The sequence below is a fragment of the Acinetobacter amyesii genome, assembly GCF_002018365.1.
Classification (GTDB): domain Bacteria; phylum Pseudomonadota; class Gammaproteobacteria; order Pseudomonadales; family Moraxellaceae; genus Acinetobacter; species Acinetobacter amyesii.
Genome location: NZ_MVKX01000002.1, coordinates 227,342 through 249,089, shown reverse-complemented (window position 1 = coordinate 249,089; position 21,748 = coordinate 227,342). Strand labels below are relative to the sequence as shown.

Sequence of the window (21,748 nt, the reverse complement as noted above, 5' to 3'; positions counted from 1 at the left end):
AATGCAAGATATAAAAAAGCCCTGCAAGAGCAGGGCTTTTTTATTCAGTCAGCATATGAATTACATATTTGACAGAATTGAATCACGAACTTGATCCATAGTTGCATCAATCGACAACATTACAGCATCTTGGCATTGCTTGATGGCAGTATCAGGATCTTTTAAACCGTTACCTGTTACAGTACATACGATCACAGAACCTTCAGCAATTTTACCTGCTTTGATGTCACGAATCGCGCCACCGATAGACGCTGCAGAAGCAGGTTCTACGAATACACCTTCGTACATAGACAATAGACGCTGTGCTTCTAAGATCTCTGCATCTTGAAGTTCGTCAAACCAACCTTCTGAGTCGCGGACTACGGCTTTAGCATGGTTCCAGCTTTGTGGGTTACCAATACGGATCGCAGTTGCTACTGTTTCAGGGTTTTCTACAGGTGCGCCGCGTAGGAATGGTGCCGCGCCAGCAGCTTGGTAACCCACCATTGTTGGTAGACCCGCAGGTTTTGGACCTGTGAATTGATCAGTTTCAGGATCATAAACTACTTGTACAAATTCTTCTTTAGGCTGATTCGCCACAGCTTCGGTATAACCCATCCAATGTGCTGTGATGTTACCCGCATTACCTACAGGTAGGCAGTGGTAATCTGGCGCACGACCTAATTCGTCAACGATTTCGTAAGCAATGGTTTTTTGACCTTGCAGACGGTATGGGTTGATTGAGTTTACAATCGTAACTGGTGCTTGATCCGCAACTTCTTTTACAAGACGCATACCGTCATCGAAGTTACCGTGGATTTGCATCGTTACCGCGCCATACATCATCGCTTGTGCCATTTTACCCATGGCAATTTTGCCTTCTGGGATTAACACGAATGCTTTAATACCCGCACGTGCAGCATAAGCCGCTGCGGCAGCAGATGTGTTACCTGTAGAGGCACAGATAATCGCTTTTGAGCCTGCTTCCACTGCTTTTGTTACGGCCATGGTCATACCACGGTCTTTAAATGAACCAGTCGGGTTTAAGCCCTCGTACTTCACATAAATTTCAACATTTTTGCCAATAATGCGTGGAATGTTCTCAAGCTTAATCAGTGGCGTATTACCTTCGCCCAAAGAAATTGCGCGAGTAGTTGCAGATACGGGTAAACGGTCGCGATAGCGGTCAACTAAACCAGTATAACGATTGGCATTAGACATGATGATGTTCCAATTGTGTGTAGAGCTTGGCGAGAGGAACTGAAATATTCCCCTCGACCCGATTAATTATCAAGCGATTCTAAACGAATTCGTACAATTTCGCCATGAATGACAGGCAATGCTTGAATTTGTTGAAGGGCTTCATCCATTTTAGATTCTTTGACTGGATCAGTCAGAATCACGATAGGAATAAGGTCTTTTAAGCGCGGCTGTTGCATGATCGCATCGATGCTGATTCCTGCACGGCTTAAAATCGTAGTGACATCAGCAAGAACGCCAGTTTGATCTTCGGCATTAATACGGATGTAGTATCCTGTGGTCATTTCTTCACGTGGAAGAATTGGTAAATCGGTCAGTGCTTCAAAAGCAAGCTGTGGAATTGTACCAGCGCCATCTTCGGTATATGAGATGTCACGGACAATATCGACAACGTCAGCAACCACCGCTGATGCTGTCGGGCCTGCACCTGCGCCTGCGCCATAGTAAAGCGTTGGACCAACAGCATTGGCTTGAACCAATACAGCATTTTTAACGCCATTTACATTGGCAATCAGTTGGTCTTCAGGGATCAGCGTTGGATGAACACGAAGCTCAATACCCGTTGCAGCACGACGTGCAATACCTAAATGTTTAATACGGAAACCAAGGTCTTCTGCATATTTCACATCTTGCGCGGTAACTTTGCTGATGCCTTCCGTGAAGACTTTGTCAAACTGGAGTGGGATACCAAAAGCAATTGAAGCCAGCAATGTTAATTTGTGCGCTGCGTCGATCCCTTCGACGTCGAAGGTTGGATCTGCTTCGGCATAACCGAGTTCTTGCGCTTCTTTGAGAACGTCTGCAAAGGCACGACCTTTTTCACGCATTTCAGTCAGGATAAAGTTCCCTGTACCGTTAATGATACCAGCCAACCAGTCAATTTTATTCGCCGCCAAACCTTCACGGAGGACTTTAATAATTGGGATACCGCCTGCGACAGCTGCTTCATAAGCAATCTGAACGTGATGATCATCGGCCAATTTAAATAATTCATTGCCGTGTTCAGCCAATAAAGCTTTGTTGGCTGTGACCACTTGTTTGCCATGAATGATTGCTTCACGAATCACTTCATACGCAGGGTGAATGCCGCCCATAACTTCAACTACGACGTCTACATCGGGTTGACGGACGATATCCAATAAATCAGCACTTTGCTTCACTGAAGCAGGTAGTTCTAAATCAGGACGAGGGCGACGCGTACCCACATGGGTAATTTCAATTTCACGACCGGTGCGACGTTTAATCTCAGCAGCATTTTCTTTTAGTAGTTTAAGGGCACCACCACCCACAGTACCAAGACCGAGGATTGCCAGACGAACTGGTTTCACGTCACACTCCATTTATTTCATCATTGCTTTAAGTGAATTTAGATCATAGCTAAAAAAACGTTCGGACTCTAGGGTAGAAATCACTTTATTCCTACCCATAAAAAACATTCATTTAGCCTATAAAAATTAGTTATTTAAGCGCACTTTCAAGTTCGGAAGCCGACATGTAAGCACCGATGTGTTTACCTTCTGCGTTATAGATCGCTGGCGTACCATTCACACCAATATTTAGACCCATTTCATACATGCTGCGCACTGGGTTTTTACATGATGCTGGCTCGATTTGCTCACCGGCAATGGCTTTGTCAAATGCGGCACGACGGTCTTTGCTACACCAGATCGTTTCCATCATTGGCATGTGTTGCTCACCACGTGGCCAAGCGATGTAACGGACTTCAATGCCACGGGCATTAATATCATCCATTTGTTCATGTAACTTATGGCAATAAGGACAGCTGACATCGGTAAAGACATAAACCACGTGTTTGGTTTTACCTTTGGCTTTATAGATCAGTAGGTCTTCAGTTTTTAATTGATCAAATAATTTTTTGTTGGCTTCTGCTTGTAGGGTATCGCCTACATTAAAGAGTTGTTTTTCACCTAAACGAACAACGTCGCCTTGGAAAATGTATTTACCATCAGCTGTAGCATAGACCGCAGGCATGCCTTCAAAGCTAACCCAAAACAAATTAGGAACTTCAGTCGCTTTCACCCCAGTGACTTTGGCATTGATATTGGCTTTTTGCAGATTGGATTGCAAAGTATCAATTAAACGCTGCTGAGCATTACGTTCAGATAAATTCGAAGCTTCACCAGTTGCAGGTGTACTTGCCGTTAATGTCGCGTCTTTCTTTTCGTCATTATTTGAATTAGAACAAGCCACTAACGCCATACTGGCAACAAGTGTCGATGCGAGAAAAATTTTTGAACGGGTAAATAACATAAACAACCCTTTTCTTTTAGCTTTATCAAACAGGTGAGTAAGCATAGCAAAAAATATCGGCCACGATAGAACTTCTTGGTCTGATATTTCCTGCCGTTAAGCTCTCGGATGATAGTCTGCATGTAATTTTTGCATACGAACTTGCGCGACATGGGTATAAATTTGCGTGGTAGACAAGTCACTGTGGCCGAGCAGCATCTGCACGACACGTAAGTCGGCACCGTGGTTGAGCAAATGCGTGGCAAAGGCATGACGCAAGGTATGTGGTGATAATTCGGCCTGAATACCTGCAATGAGCGCATAGCGTTTAATCGCGTACCAAAAGTTTTGGCGACTCATCATTCCACCGAGTTGAGTGAGAAATAAAGCATCGGTTGCGCTTTTGTATAAGATGGGGCGTGCTTCAGCTAAATATTTCTCGATCCATTCCACCGCCATTTGACCTAAAGGAACTAAGCGTTCTTTATTGCCTTTACCAGTAATCCGTAAATAGCCTTGTTTCAGATTGATCAGTTCTAATCTTAAATTTAATAACTCAGAGACCCGTAAACCACAGGCATACAACACTTCGAGCATGGCACGATCACGTAGACCCAAAGCGGTGCTGAGGTCTGGGGCATTAATCAGGGCTTCGACATCTGCTTCGGATAAGTCCTTTGGCAGGGCACGACCCAATTTGGGTGTTTTGTGGATTGCAACAGGATTGTCGCTGCGTATTTTTTGTTCGCGTAAGAACTTGAAAAATGAACGCAGTGCAGAAAGTGAGCGGGCGATCGAGCGAGGGCTTTTTCCTTGTTTCGTCAGGCTGAGCAAGACATCTGAAATGTCGTCACTGCTCCAATCTGTCATGACATGCGTATGACACTCACTGCATTGAATTAAATCAGATAAATATGCATTGCGAGTGTGTGGGCTGACGGTTTGAGCAATTAAATCATCACGATATCCGTGTAAAAAACTGAGTGTTTCTGGAATTTGGACTGGGGTCGGGATTCGTGGTTTTTTATTTAACATGTGCCGCTCATTTTTGAAATTAAACCAAGAAATCACAATGGTTTAATGCAATGTAATTTAAAAAAATAGTCGTGTCGATGTTAGATTGCTAAATGAGAATTGAAATCGAATCCGATTTGTTAATTATTCTCATTTGTTTGTATAATGTTCAAAATTTTTTAGGGTTAGTTGCGTGCGATTATCTGATTTGAAAGTGAAACAAAGCGCAGTCATTCATAAGGTACATCGTAACCAGAATGGCAACAATGCTCCGGCTGATTTAGTCGCTAGCCGTTTAGAGACTTTGGGTTTTGTTCCTGGAACAAAAGTACAGGTGATTACCAAAGGTATTTTTGGTGGTGACCCGATTTTAATTCAAGTTGGGTTTACTCGTTTCGCACTGCGAAAAGTAGAAGCTGAAAAAGTGGAAATAGCAATGGAAGGGGCATCAGCATGAGTGATGCGTTACGTATTGCCCTCGTTGGTAATCCAAACTGTGGTAAAACCTCATTATTCAATCATTTAACTGGTACACGTCAGAAAGTTGCGAACTATGCTGGGGTAACGGTTGAGCGTAAAGTTGGTCAATTTACTTTGCCATCGGGTAAATCTGTTCGAGTTTTGGATTTGCCGGGGACGTATAGCTTAGAAGCGACGAGTCCTGATGAAGCCATTACGCGTGATGTCGTGCAAGGTAAAATTGCAGAAGAAGGCCATCAAGACGTCTTTTTATGTGTAGTTGATGCGACAAACTTAAAATTGCACCTCGGTTTGGTCATGGAAATGATCGATTTGGGTCGTCCAATTTTACTTGTCCTCAACATGATGGATGAAGCACGCCGTCGTGGCATGCAAATCAATACCCAAAAGCTGTCTCAGCGTTTGGGTGTGCCTGTCGTAGAAACCGTTGCTGTACGTAATGCGGGTATTGAAAACTTAATGGGCGCGTTAGATGCTGAAGGTTTCAGAAAACCTGATGCGTCATTAAGTGATACCAATCTTTCTGGGACTAACCACGAAAAAATTGAACAAATTTTAAAAGACGTGGTGGTGTTTGTTGATCATGAAGATAAACGCTCAGACTTCCTTGATAAAATTTTTCTACATCCAGTCTTTGGTTTAATTACCTTAGCGGTGATGATGTTTATTATCTTCCAAGCGGTGTTTGCATGGGCTGCGCCGTTTATGGATGGTATTGAAACCTTCTTCGGTTGGTTCGGTGAATTGGTCGGTGAACACATTTCACATCCACTACTGAACAGCTTGGTGGTAGATGGGATCATTGCGGGTGCAGGCGGTGTAGTAGTGTTCTTGCCGCAGATTTTAATTTTATTCTTCTTTATTTTGGTTTTAGAAGAATCAGGTTATTTACCACGTGCAGCATTCTTGCTAGATAAGCTGATGTTTAAAGCCGGACTGAGTGGACGTGCGTTTATTCCTCTGCTATCGAGCTTTGCCTGTGCTGTACCGGGCATCATGGCAACCCGGAGTATTCAAGACCCTCGAGATCGTCTGGTAACGATTTTAGTTGCGCCGTTGATGACGTGTTCGGCACGTTTACCGGTTTATGCTTTGTTGATCTCGGCATTTATTCCAGAGCAAATGGTCTGGGGCGTCTTTAACTTACAAGGCTTGGTGCTATTTGCATTATATGCAGCCGGGATTGTGAGTGCCTTAATTGTGGCAACAGTGCTGAAATTCTTCCAAAAAGATAAATCACAGCATGCCTTATTGATGGAACTTCCAAGCTACCGTTTCCCAGATATTAAGAGTGTTTGGATTGGTTTACTGGACCGTGCCAAGATCTTCTTGAAACGTGTCGGTGGCATCATCTTCGCTTTATCGATTTTGTTATGGTTCTTGTGTACTTTCCCGCAACCGCCAGAAGGCGCAACTTTGCCGGATATTGATTATTCATTGGCAGGTATGCTTGGGCATGTATTACAACCGATTTTTGCACCATTAGGTTTTAACTGGCAGATCTGTATTGCCTTAATTCCAGCGATGGCGGCACGTGAAGTCGTTGTGGCGGCATTGGGTACGGTGTATGCCTTGTCTGCAACTGATGACGATGCCATGTCTCAAGGTCTGGCAAATTTAATTAGTAGTGATGGGTCATTGGGTTGGTCATTGGCAACCGGTTTATCATTATTGGTGTGGTTTATTTATGCGCCACATTGCTTGGCGACACTGGCAACTGTTAAACGTGAAACTGGTTCCTTGAAAACGGTGAGTTTCATGACCATCTATTTATTTGGTTTGGCTTATTTAATGGCATTCATCACGTATCAAATTGCAACACGCTATTTGGGATCGTGAATTTTGAATGGCAAAAGCTGAACAAAGGAGAGAGACATGCTTGAATCAATAATTATTGCGGTATTGGTGATTTGGAGTGCTGTCGTGGTGTTTAAGAAGGTATTTCCAAAAACATCGAACTCAGTCTTCACAACTTTATCTGAGCATTGTGAAAACCGTGGTTGGAATAGTCTTGCCAAATGGTTAAAGCCCAAAATGGCCGCAGGTTGTGCAGGCGGTTGTGGATGTTCAGCTTCGGATAATCCATCTGCAAAAAAAGCTGAAGTACAAGCGGTGAAGTGGAAATAAGCTCACCGTCAGTTGCTTGAAGAAACCGCCCAAGATGGGCGGTTTTTTTACGAGCGGACACAAAAAAACTGCGAGAAAGTGAAAACATAAAAAGCATTCAAAACAGCAAAGTGCTAACATTTTGTCAGATTTAAAAACCGACCAAAAAATGGGGCGAAAATGTTAATACAGCGTGGTGGATTGAAGGTTGTTGCCGGATTAGGAATTTCTGGTGTTTCCGCAGTGAATTTCTTACATAGCCATGGCTACCGCGTTGCAGTCACCGATTCACGAGCAGTCCCACCGGGTCATGATCAAATTCCAAGTGATGTACAAACCAGTTTTGGTCAATTGGATCAAGATTTATTACTCCAAGCAGAAGAAATTATTATCAGCCCGGGGCTAGATCCAAAATTACCGCAAATTCAGGCGGCCATTGCAGCCAACATTCCTGTGGTTTCAGAAATTCAAATTTTACGTCGTGCGACGGATAAGCCAATTGTCGCGATTACAGGTTCGAATGCGAAAAGTACCGTAACGACTTTATTTGGTCTTATGGCAGCAGATGCAGGTAAAAAAGTGGCAGTGGGTGGTAACTTGGGTCGTCCAGCTTTGGATCTCACCAAAGATGATCCTGAGCTTTATGTTTTAGAGCTTTCAAGTTTTCAATTAGAAACCACGTCGAACTTGGCTGCAGAGGTTGCTGTGGTGTTGAACATGAGTGAAGACCATTTGGACCGTCATGGCGATATGATGGGCTATCACACTGCGAAGCATCGTATTTTCCAAGCGGTGAAAAAAGTGGTGTATAACCGTGACGACTCATTAACACGTCCATTGGTTCCAGATGTCACCCCAATGCAAAGCTTTGGCTTAAATGCACCAGATATGAATCAGTTCGGTATTCTACGCGATACTGACGGCACAATTTGGTTGGCACGTGGTCGTGAGCGTTTACTAAAAAGTGCAGACATGTATATTCAAGGGACCCATAATGTGGCAAATGCCTTGGCATGTTTAGCTTTGGGTGAAGCGATTGGTTTGCCACTCGAAGGCATGTTGGAAACCTTGAAAACCTTTAAAGGCTTAGAGCACCGCTGTGAATTTGTCAAAGAAGTGCATGGTGTTCGTTATTATAACGATTCTAAAGGTACCAATATTGGTGCGACTTTAGCTGCGATTGATGGTCTAGGTGCTGCGATTGAAGCCAAAGGCGGTAAAGTGGCGATTATTTTAGGTGGTCAAGGCAAAGGGCAGGACTTTACTGCGCTGCGTGATTCACTTTCAAAATATGCCAAAGTTGCGGTGTTGATTGGTGAAGATCGTCCAATTATTGAAAAAGCGATTGAAGGGACAACCACGCTGATTCATGCTGAAAGTTTGAAACAAGCGGTTGAGCTGTGCCAACAAAATGCGGTAGCCAATGATGTGGTGTTATTGTCTCCAGCGTGCGCAAGTTTTGATATGTTCAGTGGCTACCCACAGCGTGGGCACCAATTTGTTGAGTTTGTGAATGCACTCGTTTAAAAGAACGATAAGGAAAGTTGTATGGCTGGGTTAGCTCAGACGACCATAAATAGAATAAATGAAGTTGTAGAGCGTTGGATTCCTCGGTTACCTGCCGAGGTCAACGTGCGCAATGTTTTAATGTTCTGTGTTTTGGCATTGTTGTGTATTGGGTCGATCATGGTGGCATCTGCTTCGATGCCTTATGCAGAGCGCATGCATGAAAATGCCTTCCATTACATTTCACGACACGGGATTTCGATTGCCGCTGCCGCCATGGCTGCGTATATCGCCTATAAAGTGCCGTTAAATGTCTGGTTTAACAACACCTTCTTTTTATGGATTGTGACCATTGTCCTGTTAGCTGCCGTATTGGCGGTGGGTACTGAAGTTAATGGTTCTAAGCGTTGGATTCGGATTGCTGGTTTCACCTTACAGGCTTCGGAAGTCGCCAAAGTCATGATGGCGATATTTACCGCAGACTATGTGGTACGACGTGCTGAAGAAGTCCGTAATAACATTAAGGGCTTGGTGCGTTTGGCAGTGATTATGGCTGCAACCGTTGGTTTGGTCATGGCAGAGCCCGATTTAGGGGCGACGGTGGTGATTGCCTTAACCATGCTAGGAGTATTCTTCCTCGCAGGAGCACCGTTGATTCAGTTCGCAATTGCCTTTGGTGCGATCATTATGGCTTTTGTGTTCTTGATTTTATTTGAACCCTACCGTTTAGAACGTTTGATGTCGTTCTCAAATCCGTGGAATGATCCATTAGGTGCAGGCTACCAATTGTCGAATGCATTAATGGCTTTTGGTCGCGGTGAATGGTTTGGTGTCGGCTTAGGTCATAGTATTCAAAAAATGTCTTATCTACCTGAGGCACATACCGACTTCATGTTGGCGGTATTGGGTGAAGAGTTTGGCTTCTTTGGGATTTTGACGGTATTGACACTGTCATTTGTGATGTTGGTCTGCTGTATTCGCATTGGTCATCGTGCTTTACGTCATCAATACTTACGTGCAGGCTACTTGGCTTATGGCATCAGTATTATCTTCTTGCTGCAAATTTTGGTGAATGCAGGCATGAACATGGGCATGCTTCCAACCAAGGGTTTGACCTTACCGTTTATTAGTTATGGGGGGTCTTCTTTGATTATCTGTGCGGTTATGGTGAGTCTGATCTTAAAGATCGATGCGACGACCAAAGAAGTAAACCCAAGTAAAGAAGAATCAAGCTTCTAAATTCGTATCTCGTTGCGGATCGGGAGATGCATGGTGGAGTACACTGGCCGGCATCTCCGTTCCACAATGGAGACATTTGACCAAGCTCGCCTTGGCTTTAGACAGTGGAATCAATGGAATAAAAAATAAAGAAAAATAATTACGTTGCTGTTTTAACTCATACTGAGTTCTGCTGCGGCAGACAGGGCAAGTAAATTGGCTCTTTTCAATGACTTTGGTTTTCGGACCAACTCCAAAAATAAAAAACATTAGGCTCTCCAGCGGTCGATTGATCACTTTATTAAAGCATAATTCAATTGAATATCGAGTGATTGGCTTTGGTCAACGTGTGGGTTTATTGATAGATTTGAGGCAATGCTGTGCCATGGGGAATATGTTGAATATCCCACTGCGCAATTGCCTGTTGTAGCATAATACGTGGCGTATCTAAGTCGACTGCCGGTTGGTGTAGGGCTTGCAATGCTTGTTGTAATAAAGGTGCCGCTTGGCTTAAATCAAGAGCTTGAGCCATATTCTGTTTTGACAGCTTTTGTCCCTGATCATTCATTGCTAATGGCAAGTGCATGTATTCAAGGCGCGGATAACCCAAAACCTGTCCGAGCCAAATTTGACGTTCGGTATTGTCCAAAAGATCAGCCCCACGTACGACATGGGTCATCCCTTGTAGGTAGTCATCCACCACGACAGCAAGTTGATAATTGATAATGCCGTCACGGCGTTTTAAGACAAAGTCACCTAAATCTTGCTGCAGATTGGAGTAATGCGTCCCTTGTAAGCGGTCGGTAAAACAAATGTTCTGTGCATCGACTTTGATTCGAATGGCTTGATCCTGAAGGGGAAGGCCCAGATTACGACATGTACCTTGATAGATATGATTCGAACCGAGCATTTTTCGGGTGCATTGACAGGCATAGACCAAGCCTTGGGCATGCAAATGTGCAATGACTTGCTCATAAATTTCGAGGCGGTCTTTTTGGAAAATGATCTCGGTATCTGGTTCGAATTGAAAAGCATCAATACAACGTAAGATGTGTTCTTCGCTGCCGGGGAATATACGTGGAATGTCGGTATCTTCGATACGAACCACCCATTGCCCCTGATGGGCACGGGCATCGCAGTAGCTTGCGACTGCTGTAATTAAAGAGCCAAAATGCAAAGGGCCGGTTGGCGATGGCGCAAACCGACCCACGTAATGCTCTGCAGCTTTCCCTCCCTTTTCTAAAGGGAGGGCTAGAGAGGAATTACTCAACACAGAATTAACCGTTATTTTGCTTCTCTTTGATCTCTGCAAGTGTTTTGCAGTCGATACATAAAGTCGCTGTTGGACGCGCTTCTAGGCGACGTAAACCAATTTCGATACCACACGTTTCACAGAAACCGTAGTCATCATTTTTGATTGCTTCAATTGATTGTTCAATTTTGCGGATCAGTTTACGTTCACGGTCACGTGTACGAAGTTCAATCGCAAATTCTTCTTCTTGCGTTGCACGGTCGTTCACATCTGGAAGCGCAGTATTTTCGTCTTGCATGGTATTCAAAGTACGGTCTACTTCTGACATTAACTCAGCTTTCCACGCCAATAAGATGTGGCGGAAATGCTCAAGTTGCCCTTCAGACATGTATTCTTCATTCTTTTTAGGCTGATAAGGTTCAATACCAAATAAGCTTGCAGTAGAACCACCTTCAGTCGCCTTTGGCTTTGATTTGCGCACGCGTTTGGTAGACTTTTCGTCTACTACATCAGTTTGTTCGTCTAAGACTTGATTTTGGTTGTCATTCGCCATATAGGGCATTCCTCATCATATGCATATATCTATACGCAAAAAATATGGTGATATGCAAGTTTTTTATCCACCCAACACAGAGTTTCCTTCTGTGGGGGTCGTCATCATATAGACTTTTTCTGCTTATTGATAGTCTTTGATGTTTGGATTCTAACTATCACTTTTCCTTTAGAAGGCATAAAGTAAAGCAAAAAAATCAAATTGAAAAGTTAATAACCTGAAATTTCAACATTAATTTGAGGTTGTTTCAATTTGACTCGAACAACTTCCGTTTTAAATTCACCATTATCATTCAGATAGAGTGCACGATACCCTGGTAAAGCTTCATCTAAGGCAAAATTTTCACTATGTGGTTTGAACTGAACACTGGTCGAAGGTGTCGATAAAAACTGAATATTGTGCCATTGATTAGACGAGTCCTGATGTACATGTCCGCACAGTACAATTTTGACATTGTCATGGCGCGAAAGCACATCCATCAGATGTTCAGCATTCTTTAGTTTATGCTGATCAATCCAATGCGATTGCATGGCAAAAGGGTGGTGGTGGCATGCCACAATGATGTGTTGCTGTGGGTGTGTTGTGAGCAACTGGTCTAATTGTTCCAACTGCTGTTGTGATACCCAACCATCCACTTTTCCCTTGACCGCACTGTTCAGTAAAATCAGACACCAATTACCTAATGCGATGCAGTGAGCACGATCTTCTTGTTGATGAAAAGGGAAGCAAGACGCTTCGTCATGGTTCCCCGGAATCTGATAAAACGGAAACGGCTGCTGTTGCATATATTCGCGATAACGCGCATAGGTGCGCTCTACCGGCACTTGTGCAAGATCGCCAGTATGGACAAGCGTATCGATGTGATGATGGTTCAACTGAATTTGTTGAATCACATCGTGAAAACTCTGCTCTGGATTCATGCGGACAAACTCAAGATCTTCCTGATCCATTAAATGTGTGTCCGAGATCTGGATCAGTGTCCAGTCGTATTGTGGTGTATCCCTTAAAGTCATGTCCTTCCCCTTAGACATTCCTTGTAGTATGTATTTGTTGTTGTAACCATTGCAAGGCCATAATGACAGGTGCGTTTTTTAGCCGACCATTGGTTAATAATTCAGGAATATCAGCATAATCTAAGATATGCAATTGAATATTTTCTCCTTCATCAGGCATGCCAAAGACTCCACCATGTTCAGGCAGTTCAGCTTCAGCACTATAAAGGTGGAATAATTCCGCACAGGCACCCGCAGAAGGATAAAAACTAAATAAATGCTGTAGCGCATCTAATTCACAGCCTGATTCTTCCAAACTTTCCCGGCGGATACAGCTTTCAGCGGATTCATCACCATCGAGCACGCCGGCAATGATCTCAAGTTGCCAAGGTGAAGTTTCATCATCAATCGCCCCAATTCGGAATTGTTCAATTAAGGCAAATTTTTGTTGTTGATGACTATAGATCAGCACACCTGCTGCTTCAGGACGATGAATCAATTCACGCTGAATGGTTGGAATCATGCTGTCTTGATGGAATAAGCGGTGTCGAAGCAGAACTTTTTCAACTTGAATAAAGCCTTTATAAAGATGTTCACGCCCTTCAATGCTGTAATCTTTTTTGTTATATGTGGCCTGTTTAATAATATTCATAAGCGCTAATTAGGATGAAATCTTCCATTTCATCCTAACCGAGATTTTGTTGAATACAAAAGATTTTTTTTAAGCTTTACACTTTGTGGTACAACTTTTGACCATGTTCATGATAGGCCGCTTTCATGCTCTGTAAACCTGTTTCAATTTCAGGATTAGATTCTGAAGAAAGCTGCATATCTTGCTGATTTTTTGCATAATCTCTCACATTTTGTGTGATTTTCATCGAGCAAAATTTAGGTCCACACATCGAACAAAAATGGGCCGATTTATGTGCTTCTTTCGGCATAGTTTCATCATGCATGCTGCGCGCTGTATCAGGGTCTAAGCTCAGATTAAATTGGTCTTCCCAGCGGAATTCAAAGCGTGCTTTCGATAATGCATTATCACGGGCCTGCGCACCGGGATGACCTTTGGCAAGGTCTGCGGCATGGGCAGCAATTTTGTAGGTGATAATGCCGTCTTTGACGTCTTTTTTATCTGGTAGACCAAGATGCTCTTTCGGGGTCACATAACACAGCATCGCCGTGCCGTACCAACCAATCATTGCCGCACCTATCGCAGAAGTAATGTGGTCATAGCCCGGGGCAATATCGGTGGTGAGTGGTCCAAGGGTATAGAAAGGTGCTTCTTTGCAAACTTCTAGCTGTAGATCCATATTTTCTTTGATCATGTGCATTGGGACATGGCCTGGGCCTTCAATCATGACTTGTACATCATGTTCCCATGCACGGTGAGTCAATTCACCTAAGGTGCGTAATTCACTAAATTGAGCTTCATCGTTGGCATCTTGAATACACCCCGGACGTAAACCATCACCTAAACTGAATGACACATCATAGGCTTTCATGATTTCGCAGATTTCATCAAAATGCGTATACAGGAAGTTTTCTTCATGATGCGCTAAGCACCACTGCGCCATGATGGATCCGCCACGTGACACAATCCCTGTTAAACGGTTGGCGGTGAGTGGAACATAACGAAGCAGCACGCCTGCGTGAATCGTAAAGTAATCGACACCTTGCTCGGCTTGTTCAATCAGTGTGTCTTTGAAAATTTCCCAGGTTAAGTCTTCTGCAACACCATCAACTTTTTCTAAAGCTTGGTAAATCGGTACGGTACCAATCGGTACAGGTGAGTTGCGAATAATCCATTCGCGGGTTTCATGGATATTTTTACCTGTCGATAAATCCATGATGGTGTCTGCACCCCAACGAGTTGCCCAAGTCATTTTTGCTACTTCTTCATCAATGCTTGAACCGAGCGCTGAGTTACCAATGTTGGCATTGATTTTCACCAAAAAGTTACGACCAATAATCATCGGTTCACATTCAGGGTGGTTAATGTTGGCGGGGATAATCGCACGGCCTTCAGCCACTTCTTGACGTACAAATTCGGGGGTGATTTCAGTTAAATTACGTGCGCCAAAATTTTGACCAGCGTGTTGGCGCATATCAACACCTTCACGCTGACGCTGATTTTCACGAATCGCAATGTATTCCATTTCAGGGGTGATGATGCCTTGTTTGGCATAGTGCATTTGAGAGACATTGTGTCCACGACGAGCGCGACGAGGTTTTGAAATATGCGCAAAACGAATCTCTGCTGTACGAATATCTCGAAGACGCTCTTGCCCAAATTTTGAAGTTAGGGTATCGAGTATTTCCGTATCATTTCGTGACTCAATCCAAGATTCACGGACATTGGGCAGACCTTGATTTAGGTCAATTTGAATATTGGGGTCGGTATAAGCACCAGAGGTGTCATAGACCATGATCGGCAGATTTTTTTCTCCACCCAGACCTGTAGGCGTATCTGTAAGGCTGATCTCACGCATTGGTACGCGAATATCTGGACGTGAGCCTTGGATATAGACTTTCTTTGACGCGGGGAGAATACGGGTAAGATCTTTAGCATCTTGTTCATGTTGAGCAGCGCGATCTGAAGCGGTGAGATTCGTTAATTGGTTCATTGCAATGATCCTTATGAATGACATCAACGAATCAAGCACGACCAAAAACGTGGCGGTTTATCTGATGGGTTCACCTGAAAATAAAGGCGTAAAACCAAGAGATAAGAGGGGCTTAAGTTTTTAGATGGCTTGATTCCTACGCAGGTATTAACCTGATCAGGTTCAACGGTACTCATCCTTAAATTTAGCGAACTAAATTTAGATGATCTCAGCAGGAAATTACCTGCGCTCCGTCAAGCTTTGTGCGGATATTAGCATGAAGGCTGTTTTAAAACAGTGTTATTTTTCATCGATTTTGCTGTGCAGAATTTTGGCTAGGCTCGTGTGCAATTGATTTGGATTTGGCTAAGTAGAGGACTGATTTACACAGATGGCGTCGCTAAAACAGTCTTTCTTATAATGCGGATCAGGATTACGGACACCAATGAAATTCAACATCTGCGCTTCTGATCGCTGAGTAGACGCGGCAGTATTTTGATCTAATAATTTTAAAAATAAACGCGCCTGATCTGCCAATCTGGAGTTTTTTAATTGGGCCAATCGTTCAATTTCTTCCAAAGAACTGGCTTGAATACTGAGGCGGTCTGAAAAATCATTAGAAACTGGGCTATGCGCTGAACCAATAAACAGCAACTGGCTGTATTGGTACAGCAATTGTTGTGCATCTTTTTTGTATGGGCTATCTGGATATTGTTTGAGATAGTCTTCCCAAAAAATGGCGCGTGTCGCAATCTCTTGCGGCTCAATGGCTAAACTTTGTTGCAACAAGGCAGGTTGTGCATTTTGTTCAGCCAGTTTTTCAATAAAGACTTGCTCAGATTCTTCCATATACGGCGCAAAAATTTTGGCTAAATATTCAGGACTGCGACGATAGCGTAACTGTCCTTCACCTGCATCGAACAATTCCACATAGGCTTGGCCTTTATGTTTCAGTAAATACTGATCTCGGGCAGTGAGCTGCTCATAATGATTTTGTTGAATGGTGGGATGCTGAGCCATATCAAAGGCAAATTGTTCGAACGCCATTTGCTGTTGAGCCGTACGTTCAACATGTAAGAAGTTGCGATACATTTGATTGGACAAGCGCAGTAATTTTTTTTGTTCGTCCGCTTTTAATAATGGCAGACAGACTTTGAGATCTTGGTTGATTTGTTCTAAAGCGAAAGTTGTGCGTTGATCATCAATTTCCAACATGTTTTTTTCCAGTTTTTTGCACAGCAAAGACAAATCGACTGCTTCTTTTTGAACAGTCTTATTGTTGGGAAACTCTGGTGCAGGTTGTGGTTCAGGCTGTTGTTGGCATCCATTCAAAATACTGAAACATAAAAACATTGCACTAAACTTTGCAGGCAGCTGAAAAAATTTTGACACAGGAACTCGATGCGCTATAGAAGTGGTATTGTCCGATGGAATGTCGACTATTCTATAGATGAAACACGTGCAATATGTGTACTATTGTACAGTTCTTTGTTATAGCGTTGTGAGTAATGTCCGAAAACGACTGAAATTATCTGATTTTGTCGCATTTGATATAAAAAATTAATAAAAATCATACGGAAATTTGCAAGGATATGATTAGTATCTGCTTAGTTTTAGGCTTGAATATTCAATCTCGGGTATTTGAATATTAGGAATTTACAAAAAAAATGAACAAAAAAGTTGTGGTGGGTCTTTGTTTGCTTTTCACGAGTCAATGGGCGTGTGCGCTAGATCTTGTGCAAGCTTATGAACGTGCAAAACAAGAAGACCCCAATTGGCAAGCCAATAAACTACAATATGAAGCGGATAAATTGAATTTGGGGATTGCCAATGGGAACTTACTTCCAACGGTAACAATCTCCGGAAATGTGACCCGAAAAAATCAAAATTCCAACCAAAGCGGTGCTCAAGCCGGGCTGATCATGCCAGACAGTACCACAACAAGACAAATTGCGCTCACTGCCCGTCAGCCCATTTTTCGTTGGGATGCATGGGAAGGGCTGAAGCAAGTCAAGACCTCGATTAACTTAAGTGAAATTAATCTGCGGATTCAAAAACAAGATCATATTTTAAATGTTTCTGAAGCTTATTTTAATGTCCTACGTCAACAAGCATTGACGGTTGCCAACCTACAAGAAGAACAGGCGCTATCTGAACAGCTGCGTATGATGAATGGCAAATTAAAAGAAGGCCTAGTGGCAAAAAGTGATGTCAGTGAAGCCAATGCACAATATCAAAATGCACGGGCAAACCGCATGGCAACAAATGTTCAATTGGTTTTGGCGCAGGAACAATTACAACAGTTGATTGGACCATATCGAGAAAATCTGGCGGTGTTACGTGAAGATTTTCAGTTTGAAAAACCGATTCCAAACAATGTACAAGCGTGGGAAGAACTGGCTCAGGGGCAGAATCTAGGTATTTTACAAGCGCGTATGCAACAACGTTATGCGGAAGATGGTAAACGCGTTGAAAAGGCCGCCTTATATCCTCAGATTGAAGCGGTAGGGACCTATGGGTATAACAAGCAAAGTCCACAATCCATCATGTCGCAAGATGGTCAATTTGATCAGGTGGGGATTGAAATGAACTGGAATGTGTTTAATGGTGGACGGACACAGAAATCCATTAAGCAAGCGGCGATCAATGTTGAAAAAAGCCAAGCACAGGTGGATGCAGCAATTCGAAAAGCACAAACCGATGTAAAAAAATCTTATATGCAAGTCGAAACGGATCAAAGTAAATTACAGGCACGTAAAGCCGCGATGGATTCTTCCGCGCAAGTGTCATTGGCCTCACAAGCCCAGTATCAGGAAGGTCTGAAAACCATGGTTGATGTGCTGCTGGCACAGCGTAATGCCTTTTCAGCCCGTCAAGATTATTTAAATTCCAAGTACGATTATTTAATACATGTATTGCAACTCAAAGCCTCCGTTGGGAAATTAACGGAAGCTGATTTAGTGGAAATGAATGCATGGTTGGTCGATCAGAAAAATCAGCCATCGATCCTACTAAAGAAATAATCCATGGTCATAAAAGTTTCACAATCAATATGCTTTAATATGGCACTAAAATCTGCCGATTCACGTTGTAGTGGAGACTCGCTTTGCCTAATAATCCTGTTTTAAACCATCACATTTCTTCGCAATTCAATGAAGAGTTGCAGGATGTGCATACCAAATTTATGACCATGGGTGGTTTAGTGGAGCAGCAGGTTGCAAATGCCATTCATGCCTTATTGGATACGGATGCAACGATGGCGATTGATGTTCAATTTCAAGACAATACGGTGAACCGTATGGAAACTGAAATTGATGAAGCGCTTACCCTGATTTTGGCGCGTCGTCATCCTGCTGCGATTGATCTGCGCATGGTGATTGCAATGTCGAAAGCCAACACTGATTTAGAACGAATTGGGGATGAAGCGGCAAAAATTGCCCGTATTGCACAAAGCTTGTGTGAAGAGGGTGGTTCACCGCGTGGTTATATGGAAACACGTCATATTGGCAACCAAGTCCGCGTGATGATTCATGATGCGCTGGATGCCTTTGCACGTTTGGATGTAGATCAGGCTTTACGTGTCCTTTTGGCCGATGCTGATATTGACCGCGAGTACCAATCGGCAACCCGTACCCTCATGACGTATATGATAGAAGATCCACGCCACATTACTCGGGTGATGAATGTACTTTGGGTGCTGCGTTCACTTGAACGTATTGGTGACCATGCTCGAAATATCTCTGAACAGGTGATTTATATGGTGAAAGGTCTAGATGTCCGTCACACCAGTGTTGAAGAAATTGAGCAAAAAGTTCAGCGTTAATTGATTAAAACCAATATGAATGAAGCCCATCAAACGATGGGCTTTTTTCGACCTAAAATTAACTATGTGTTTCTTCGTCTTCCTCAAAAGTCCGGGCAATTTTGTCAATATTTAAACTTTTCGCCATCGCATCGAAGATTTGCTTATAGGCACCTTCTTGATGGTACAAATCATGATGCTCCCCGTGTTCTACGATTTGTCCGTCTTTCATCACATAGGTGTAATCAGCATCGATAATTTGCGACAAACTATGCGAAATCATGATGACGGTACGCCCTTGCTTAATTTGATCCAGACTATTTTTAATTTGTTCAGCAGCGATCGCATCTAAACTAGCCGTCGGTTCGTCCAAGAAAATAATCGGCGGATTTTTCAGGAACATGCGTGCTAAGGCAATGCGCTGTTGTTGTCCACCCGAAAGCAGTAAGGCATCGGCTTCATAGGCATGTGGAAGTTTTAAGATCTGATCATGGATCGAGGCTTTTCGTGCGGCATCAAAGACTTCTTGCTCTGTGGCTGTACTTTTGCCATAGCGAATATTTTCAAAAATTGAACCTGGGAAAATATGATTTTTTTGTAAAACCAAACCAATATTTTCACGTAAATACTGCGTATCAATTTGTTCTAGGTCGATGCCATCGAGTTTGATATTGCCCGCTTGAGGATGATAAAACTTATCTAATAAGCTAATTAATGTCGATTTACCAGCGCCAGATAAACCAACCAAGGCGGTGATTTTGTTCGGTTGGATGGTCATGTTGATGCGGTGCAATGCCTGAAAGCCATTGGGATAGCTAAAGTCGACATTGCTCAATTCAAATTGACCTTGAATCGGAGGTTGGGCAGTGCCACTGGTTTCAATTTCATGATCCGCTTCTAAGATGTTAAAGAAGCTTTCCGAATAAATCATCGCAGAGTTAATTTCATCATAGATACGATGCAGCGAGCGAATTGGGGCAGAGACGTTATTAAATAACAACACATGATACATAATCATCCCGATACTCATTTGCCCATCCAAAACAAAATAGGCTGTCAGAATGATGATCAGTACCACACCGACCTGTTCAATAAAGGTTTTGAGTCCGTCAAAGATATAACTGGTTTGCCGTGTCTGCATCTGGTTTTCAGTCAGCGACTTTTGCAGATTTAATTGCTTTTTCGATTCGACGGCTTCTTTGTTAAAAGATTTAATGACCGTTATCGAATTGATAATACTCAGAATACCCTGATTTTTCTTTTCAAAATTATCGCGTAGGGCACGGCGTTTGCCTGCCAGTTTTTGTGATTGTTTGAAGGTCAGCCAAAAATAAATCGGCACAATAATTGTGGCCACCACGCCAACCCAAACATTGGCATAATACATTAAGCCCAGTGCAATAATCGCACTGGTAAAAAGCGGTAAAATATCAATAAAAAAGATTTGAACCAGTCGTGTGAGCGAGCTGACACCCCGATCAATTCGAGTTTGGAGTTTGCCTGCTTGGTTGTCTTGTTGATCGAAGAATGCCAAGCGATAGGTGATAAATTTTTCAATAATGCCTTGGGACAAATCCTGAGAAATTAAAATACGTAATTTTTCACCAAACGATTTTTGTCCAAATTGCACGATGGCATTGATGACTTCTTTTCCCAGTAAGACTACGGTGATAGTGATTAATATATGCCAACCATTGGCTAGACCGAGGCCTTGTTGCAAAAGCTGATTGATGCTGTCTACGGCATATTTGAGTGTCAGGGCATTCACCTGTGCCGTAAGTGAACCAATTAAGGTCAAGATCAGCGTCACGACCACCAGCCAGCGGTATGGCTGTACGAATGGGCGTAGTTTTTGGAAAAGTTGCCACAGATTCATAAGCAATTATTTTTATTGTGAATATGAGCTTTAGTCTAAGACTGAAAATTCAATGCGACAAGCGATGACAATGTTTTGATTTGTGACGAGAGTTTTTCAGCTAAGATATTTTTAAATTTATTCACGACATCAGCATCACGGTGCTGCGCCAAACAGTGTTGAGTTGAACCGATGAATTTTGAATTATTTGCGCCTGAACCGCATGCAAACCTGCTGCCCTATGATGGTGAAGTTGAAGATTATGGACTGATCTTCAATGCTGAAGACAGTGAAAAATATTTACGCTATTTCCTCACGCAGTTGGCTTGGCAGCATGATGAAGTCATTTTGCATGGACAGTATTATCAAACGGAGCGAAAAGTGGTTTGGTATGGAGATGCCCATTATGAGTATCACTATTCAGGCATGCAAAAGCAGGCATTGATCTGGAATCCAGCTTTACTGCGCTTAAAGCAACATATTGAGCAACGGGTGGGTCAGACGTTTAATTCCTGTTTGGCCAATTTATACGAAAATGGTACGCAAGCGGTGGGGTGGCATAGTGATGATGAGCCATCTTTGCTTTCACCCACACAGCAGGTGGTGATCGCATCCTTGAGTTTTGGGGCAAGCCGAAAGTTTTGCTTTAAACATAAAAGCACCCAAGAGAAAGTGCAGCTTTTACTGCAAAGTGGACAGTTGATCGTGATGCGTGGGAAAACCCAACGGTATTGGAAACATGCCCTAATGAAGTCGATGAAAGTGACCGAGCCGAGGGTGAATTTAACCTTTCGTTATTTCTATGATCAACAGCCATAAAAAAAGCCCATATCTAGATGAGCTTTTTTCTTTCTCTGAGGAAGAGTATAGCGCCAATC

General features: G+C 43.0%; 20 protein-coding genes and 1 riboswitch. Of the genes, 8 read left to right on the top strand and 12 right to left on the bottom strand.

What is annotated here, in order from left to right; genetic code table 11:
• Positions 1 to 60: 60 nt before the first annotated feature.
• The 4 genes from thrC to xerD all read right to left on the bottom strand — a co-directional run bounded on the left by thrC (position 61) and on the right by xerD (position 4,524).
• The gene (gene thrC, locus B1202_RS04830; RefSeq protein ID WP_078189447.1) at positions 61 to 1,200 is read right to left on the bottom strand and encodes a threonine synthase; all 1,140 of its coding nucleotides are present in this window, start codon (positions 1,198 to 1,200) and stop codon (positions 61 to 63) included.
• Positions 1,201 to 1,262: 62 nt separating this feature from the next.
• Positions 1,263 to 2,567 carry a homoserine dehydrogenase gene (locus tag B1202_RS04825; RefSeq protein ID WP_078189550.1) on the bottom strand — a complete coding sequence of 435 codons (1,305 nt, stop codon included), beginning with the start codon at positions 2,565 to 2,567 and terminating at the stop codon, positions 1,263 to 1,265.
• A 130-nt stretch (positions 2,568 to 2,697) separates the two neighbouring features.
• Positions 2,698 to 3,510, bottom strand: a complete 813-nt coding sequence (locus B1202_RS04820; protein ID WP_078189446.1) for a DsbC family protein — start codon at positions 3,508 to 3,510, stop codon at positions 2,698 to 2,700.
• Positions 3,511 to 3,606: 96 nt separating this feature from the next.
• On the bottom strand, positions 3,607 to 4,524 hold the full coding sequence (xerD, locus tag B1202_RS04815) for a site-specific tyrosine recombinase XerD (protein ID WP_078189445.1): 918 nt from the start codon (positions 4,522 to 4,524) through the stop codon (positions 3,607 to 3,609).
• 172 nt (positions 4,525 to 4,696) lie between these two features.
• On the opposite strand from xerD, the gene B1202_RS04810 reads away from it, so the two are divergent.
• From B1202_RS04810 to ftsW, 5 genes are all read left to right on the top strand, one after another.
• Positions 4,697 to 4,960 (top strand): FeoA family protein, encoded by a 264-nt coding sequence (locus B1202_RS04810; RefSeq protein ID WP_078189444.1) that lies wholly within the window; start codon positions 4,697 to 4,699, stop codon positions 4,958 to 4,960.
• Positions 4,957 to 6,822: a ferrous iron transport protein B gene (gene feoB / locus B1202_RS04805; protein ID WP_078189443.1), complete on the top strand. Its 1,866-nt coding sequence runs from the start codon at positions 4,957 to 4,959 to the stop codon at positions 6,820 to 6,822. The genes B1202_RS04810 and feoB overlap by 4 nt, the downstream gene beginning before the upstream one ends.
• 36 nt (positions 6,823 to 6,858) lie before the next feature.
• Positions 6,859 to 7,110, top strand: coding sequence for a DUF6587 family protein (locus B1202_RS04800; protein ID WP_078189442.1), 252 nt, complete (start codon positions 6,859 to 6,861; stop codon positions 7,108 to 7,110).
• A gap of 159 nt (positions 7,111 to 7,269) precedes the next feature.
• Entirely contained in the window at positions 7,270 to 8,616 is a 1,347-nt protein-coding gene (murD, locus tag B1202_RS04795; RefSeq protein WP_078189441.1) for a UDP-N-acetylmuramoyl-L-alanine--D-glutamate ligase, read from the top strand.
• Between the two features lie 21 nt (positions 8,617 to 8,637).
• A complete protein-coding gene (gene ftsW / locus B1202_RS04790; RefSeq protein ID WP_078189440.1) occupies positions 8,638 to 9,834 on the top strand; it encodes a putative lipid II flippase FtsW in 1,197 nt (398 codons plus the stop codon).
• On the opposite strand, the gene B1202_RS04785 is transcribed toward ftsW, so the two are convergent.
• The 7 genes from B1202_RS04785 to B1202_RS04755 all read right to left on the bottom strand — a co-directional run bounded on the left by B1202_RS04785 (position 9,823) and on the right by B1202_RS04755 (position 16,566).
• Positions 9,823 to 10,083 carry a zinc-ribbon domain-containing protein gene (locus B1202_RS04785; RefSeq protein ID WP_078189439.1) on the bottom strand — a complete coding sequence of 87 codons (261 nt, stop codon included), beginning with the start codon at positions 10,081 to 10,083 and terminating at the stop codon, positions 9,823 to 9,825. The genes ftsW and B1202_RS04785 overlap by 12 nt on opposite strands.
• Positions 10,084 to 10,168: 85 nt before the next feature.
• A complete protein-coding gene (gene gluQRS / locus B1202_RS04780; RefSeq protein WP_416202502.1) occupies positions 10,169 to 11,086 on the bottom strand; it encodes a tRNA glutamyl-Q(34) synthetase GluQRS in 918 nt (305 codons plus the stop codon).
• Positions 11,087 to 11,090: 4 nt separating this feature from the next.
• Complete coding sequence (dksA, locus tag B1202_RS04775) at positions 11,091 to 11,618, bottom strand: RNA polymerase-binding protein DksA (RefSeq protein ID WP_078189438.1); 528 nt, start codon at positions 11,616 to 11,618, stop codon at positions 11,091 to 11,093.
• A gap of 209 nt (positions 11,619 to 11,827) precedes the next feature.
• Entirely contained in the window at positions 11,828 to 12,631 is an 804-nt protein-coding gene (gene cpdA, locus B1202_RS04770; protein WP_078189437.1) for a 3',5'-cyclic-AMP phosphodiesterase, read from the bottom strand.
• Positions 12,632 to 12,641: 10 nt separating this feature from the next.
• Positions 12,642 to 13,262, bottom strand: coding sequence for an NUDIX domain-containing protein (locus tag B1202_RS04765; protein ID WP_078189436.1), 621 nt, complete (start codon positions 13,260 to 13,262; stop codon positions 12,642 to 12,644).
• Positions 13,263 to 13,338: 76 nt separating this feature from the next.
• Entirely contained in the window at positions 13,339 to 15,234 is a 1,896-nt protein-coding gene (gene thiC / locus B1202_RS04760) for a phosphomethylpyrimidine synthase ThiC (protein WP_078189435.1), read from the bottom strand.
• A gap of 116 nt (positions 15,235 to 15,350) precedes the next feature.
• Positions 15,351 to 15,477, bottom strand: a riboswitch (TPP riboswitch).
• A 102-nt stretch (positions 15,478 to 15,579) separates the two neighbouring features.
• Complete coding sequence (locus B1202_RS04755) at positions 15,580 to 16,566, bottom strand: hypothetical protein (protein WP_078189548.1); 987 nt, start codon at positions 16,564 to 16,566, stop codon at positions 15,580 to 15,582.
• 314 nt (positions 16,567 to 16,880) lie between these two features.
• Between B1202_RS04755 and B1202_RS04750 the strand changes: the two genes are divergently transcribed.
• Both B1202_RS04750 and phoU read left to right on the top strand, forming a co-directional pair.
• Positions 16,881 to 18,236 (top strand): TolC family outer membrane protein, encoded by a 1,356-nt coding sequence (locus tag B1202_RS04750; protein ID WP_078189434.1) that lies wholly within the window; start codon positions 16,881 to 16,883, stop codon positions 18,234 to 18,236.
• Between the two features lie 83 nt (positions 18,237 to 18,319).
• Positions 18,320 to 19,036: a phosphate signaling complex protein PhoU gene (gene phoU / locus B1202_RS04745; protein ID WP_078189433.1), complete on the top strand. Its 717-nt coding sequence runs from the start codon at positions 18,320 to 18,322 to the stop codon at positions 19,034 to 19,036.
• 58 nt (positions 19,037 to 19,094) lie between these two features.
• On the opposite strand, the gene B1202_RS04740 is transcribed toward phoU, so the two are convergent.
• Positions 19,095 to 20,891, bottom strand: a complete 1,797-nt coding sequence (locus B1202_RS04740; RefSeq protein ID WP_078189432.1) for an ABC transporter ATP-binding protein — start codon at positions 20,889 to 20,891, stop codon at positions 19,095 to 19,097.
• A gap of 171 nt (positions 20,892 to 21,062) precedes the next feature.
• On the opposite strand from B1202_RS04740, the gene B1202_RS04735 reads away from it, so the two are divergent.
• Entirely contained in the window at positions 21,063 to 21,689 is a 627-nt protein-coding gene (locus B1202_RS04735; RefSeq protein ID WP_078189431.1) for an alpha-ketoglutarate-dependent dioxygenase AlkB family protein, read from the top strand.
• Positions 21,690 to 21,748 lie beyond the last annotated feature (59 nt).

Bases quoted from the DNA above. Each gene is read 5' to 3' on its own strand.
- thrC (WP_078189447.1), bottom strand. From the start codon at position 1,200: ATGTCTAATGCCAATCGTTATACTGGTTTAGTTGACCGCTATCGCGAC.
- B1202_RS04820 (WP_078189446.1), bottom strand. From the start codon at position 3,510: ATGTTATTTACCCGTTCAAAAATTTTTCTCGCATCGACACTTGTTGCC.
- xerD (WP_078189445.1), bottom strand. From the start codon at position 4,524: ATGTTAAATAAAAAACCACGAATCCCGACCCCAGTCCAAATTCCAGAA.
- feoB (WP_078189443.1), top strand. From the start codon at position 4,957: ATGAGTGATGCGTTACGTATTGCCCTCGTTGGTAATCCAAACTGTGGT.
- B1202_RS04800 (WP_078189442.1), top strand. From the start codon at position 6,859: ATGCTTGAATCAATAATTATTGCGGTATTGGTGATTTGGAGTGCTGTC.
- murD (WP_078189441.1), top strand. From the start codon at position 7,270: ATGTTAATACAGCGTGGTGGATTGAAGGTTGTTGCCGGATTAGGAATT.
- ftsW (WP_078189440.1), top strand. From the start codon at position 8,638: ATGGCTGGGTTAGCTCAGACGACCATAAATAGAATAAATGAAGTTGTA.
- B1202_RS04785 (WP_078189439.1), bottom strand. From the start codon at position 10,083: ATGTTTTTTATTTTTGGAGTTGGTCCGAAAACCAAAGTCATTGAAAAG.
- dksA (WP_078189438.1), bottom strand. From the start codon at position 11,618: ATGGCGAATGACAACCAAAATCAAGTCTTAGACGAACAAACTGATGTA.
- cpdA (WP_078189437.1), bottom strand. From the start codon at position 12,631: ATGACTTTAAGGGATACACCACAATACGACTGGACACTGATCCAGATC.
- B1202_RS04765 (WP_078189436.1), bottom strand. From the start codon at position 13,262: ATGAATATTATTAAACAGGCCACATATAACAAAAAAGATTACAGCATT.
- thiC (WP_078189435.1), bottom strand. From the start codon at position 15,234: ATGAACCAATTAACGAATCTCACCGCTTCAGATCGCGCTGCTCAACAT.
- B1202_RS04755 (WP_078189548.1), bottom strand. From the start codon at position 16,566: ATGTTTTTATGTTTCAGTATTTTGAATGGATGCCAACAACAGCCTGAA.
- B1202_RS04750 (WP_078189434.1), top strand. From the start codon at position 16,881: ATGAACAAAAAAGTTGTGGTGGGTCTTTGTTTGCTTTTCACGAGTCAA.
- B1202_RS04740 (WP_078189432.1), bottom strand. From the start codon at position 20,891: ATGAATCTGTGGCAACTTTTCCAAAAACTACGCCCATTCGTACAGCCA.
- B1202_RS04735 (WP_078189431.1), top strand. From the start codon at position 21,063: ATGAATTTTGAATTATTTGCGCCTGAACCGCATGCAAACCTGCTGCCC.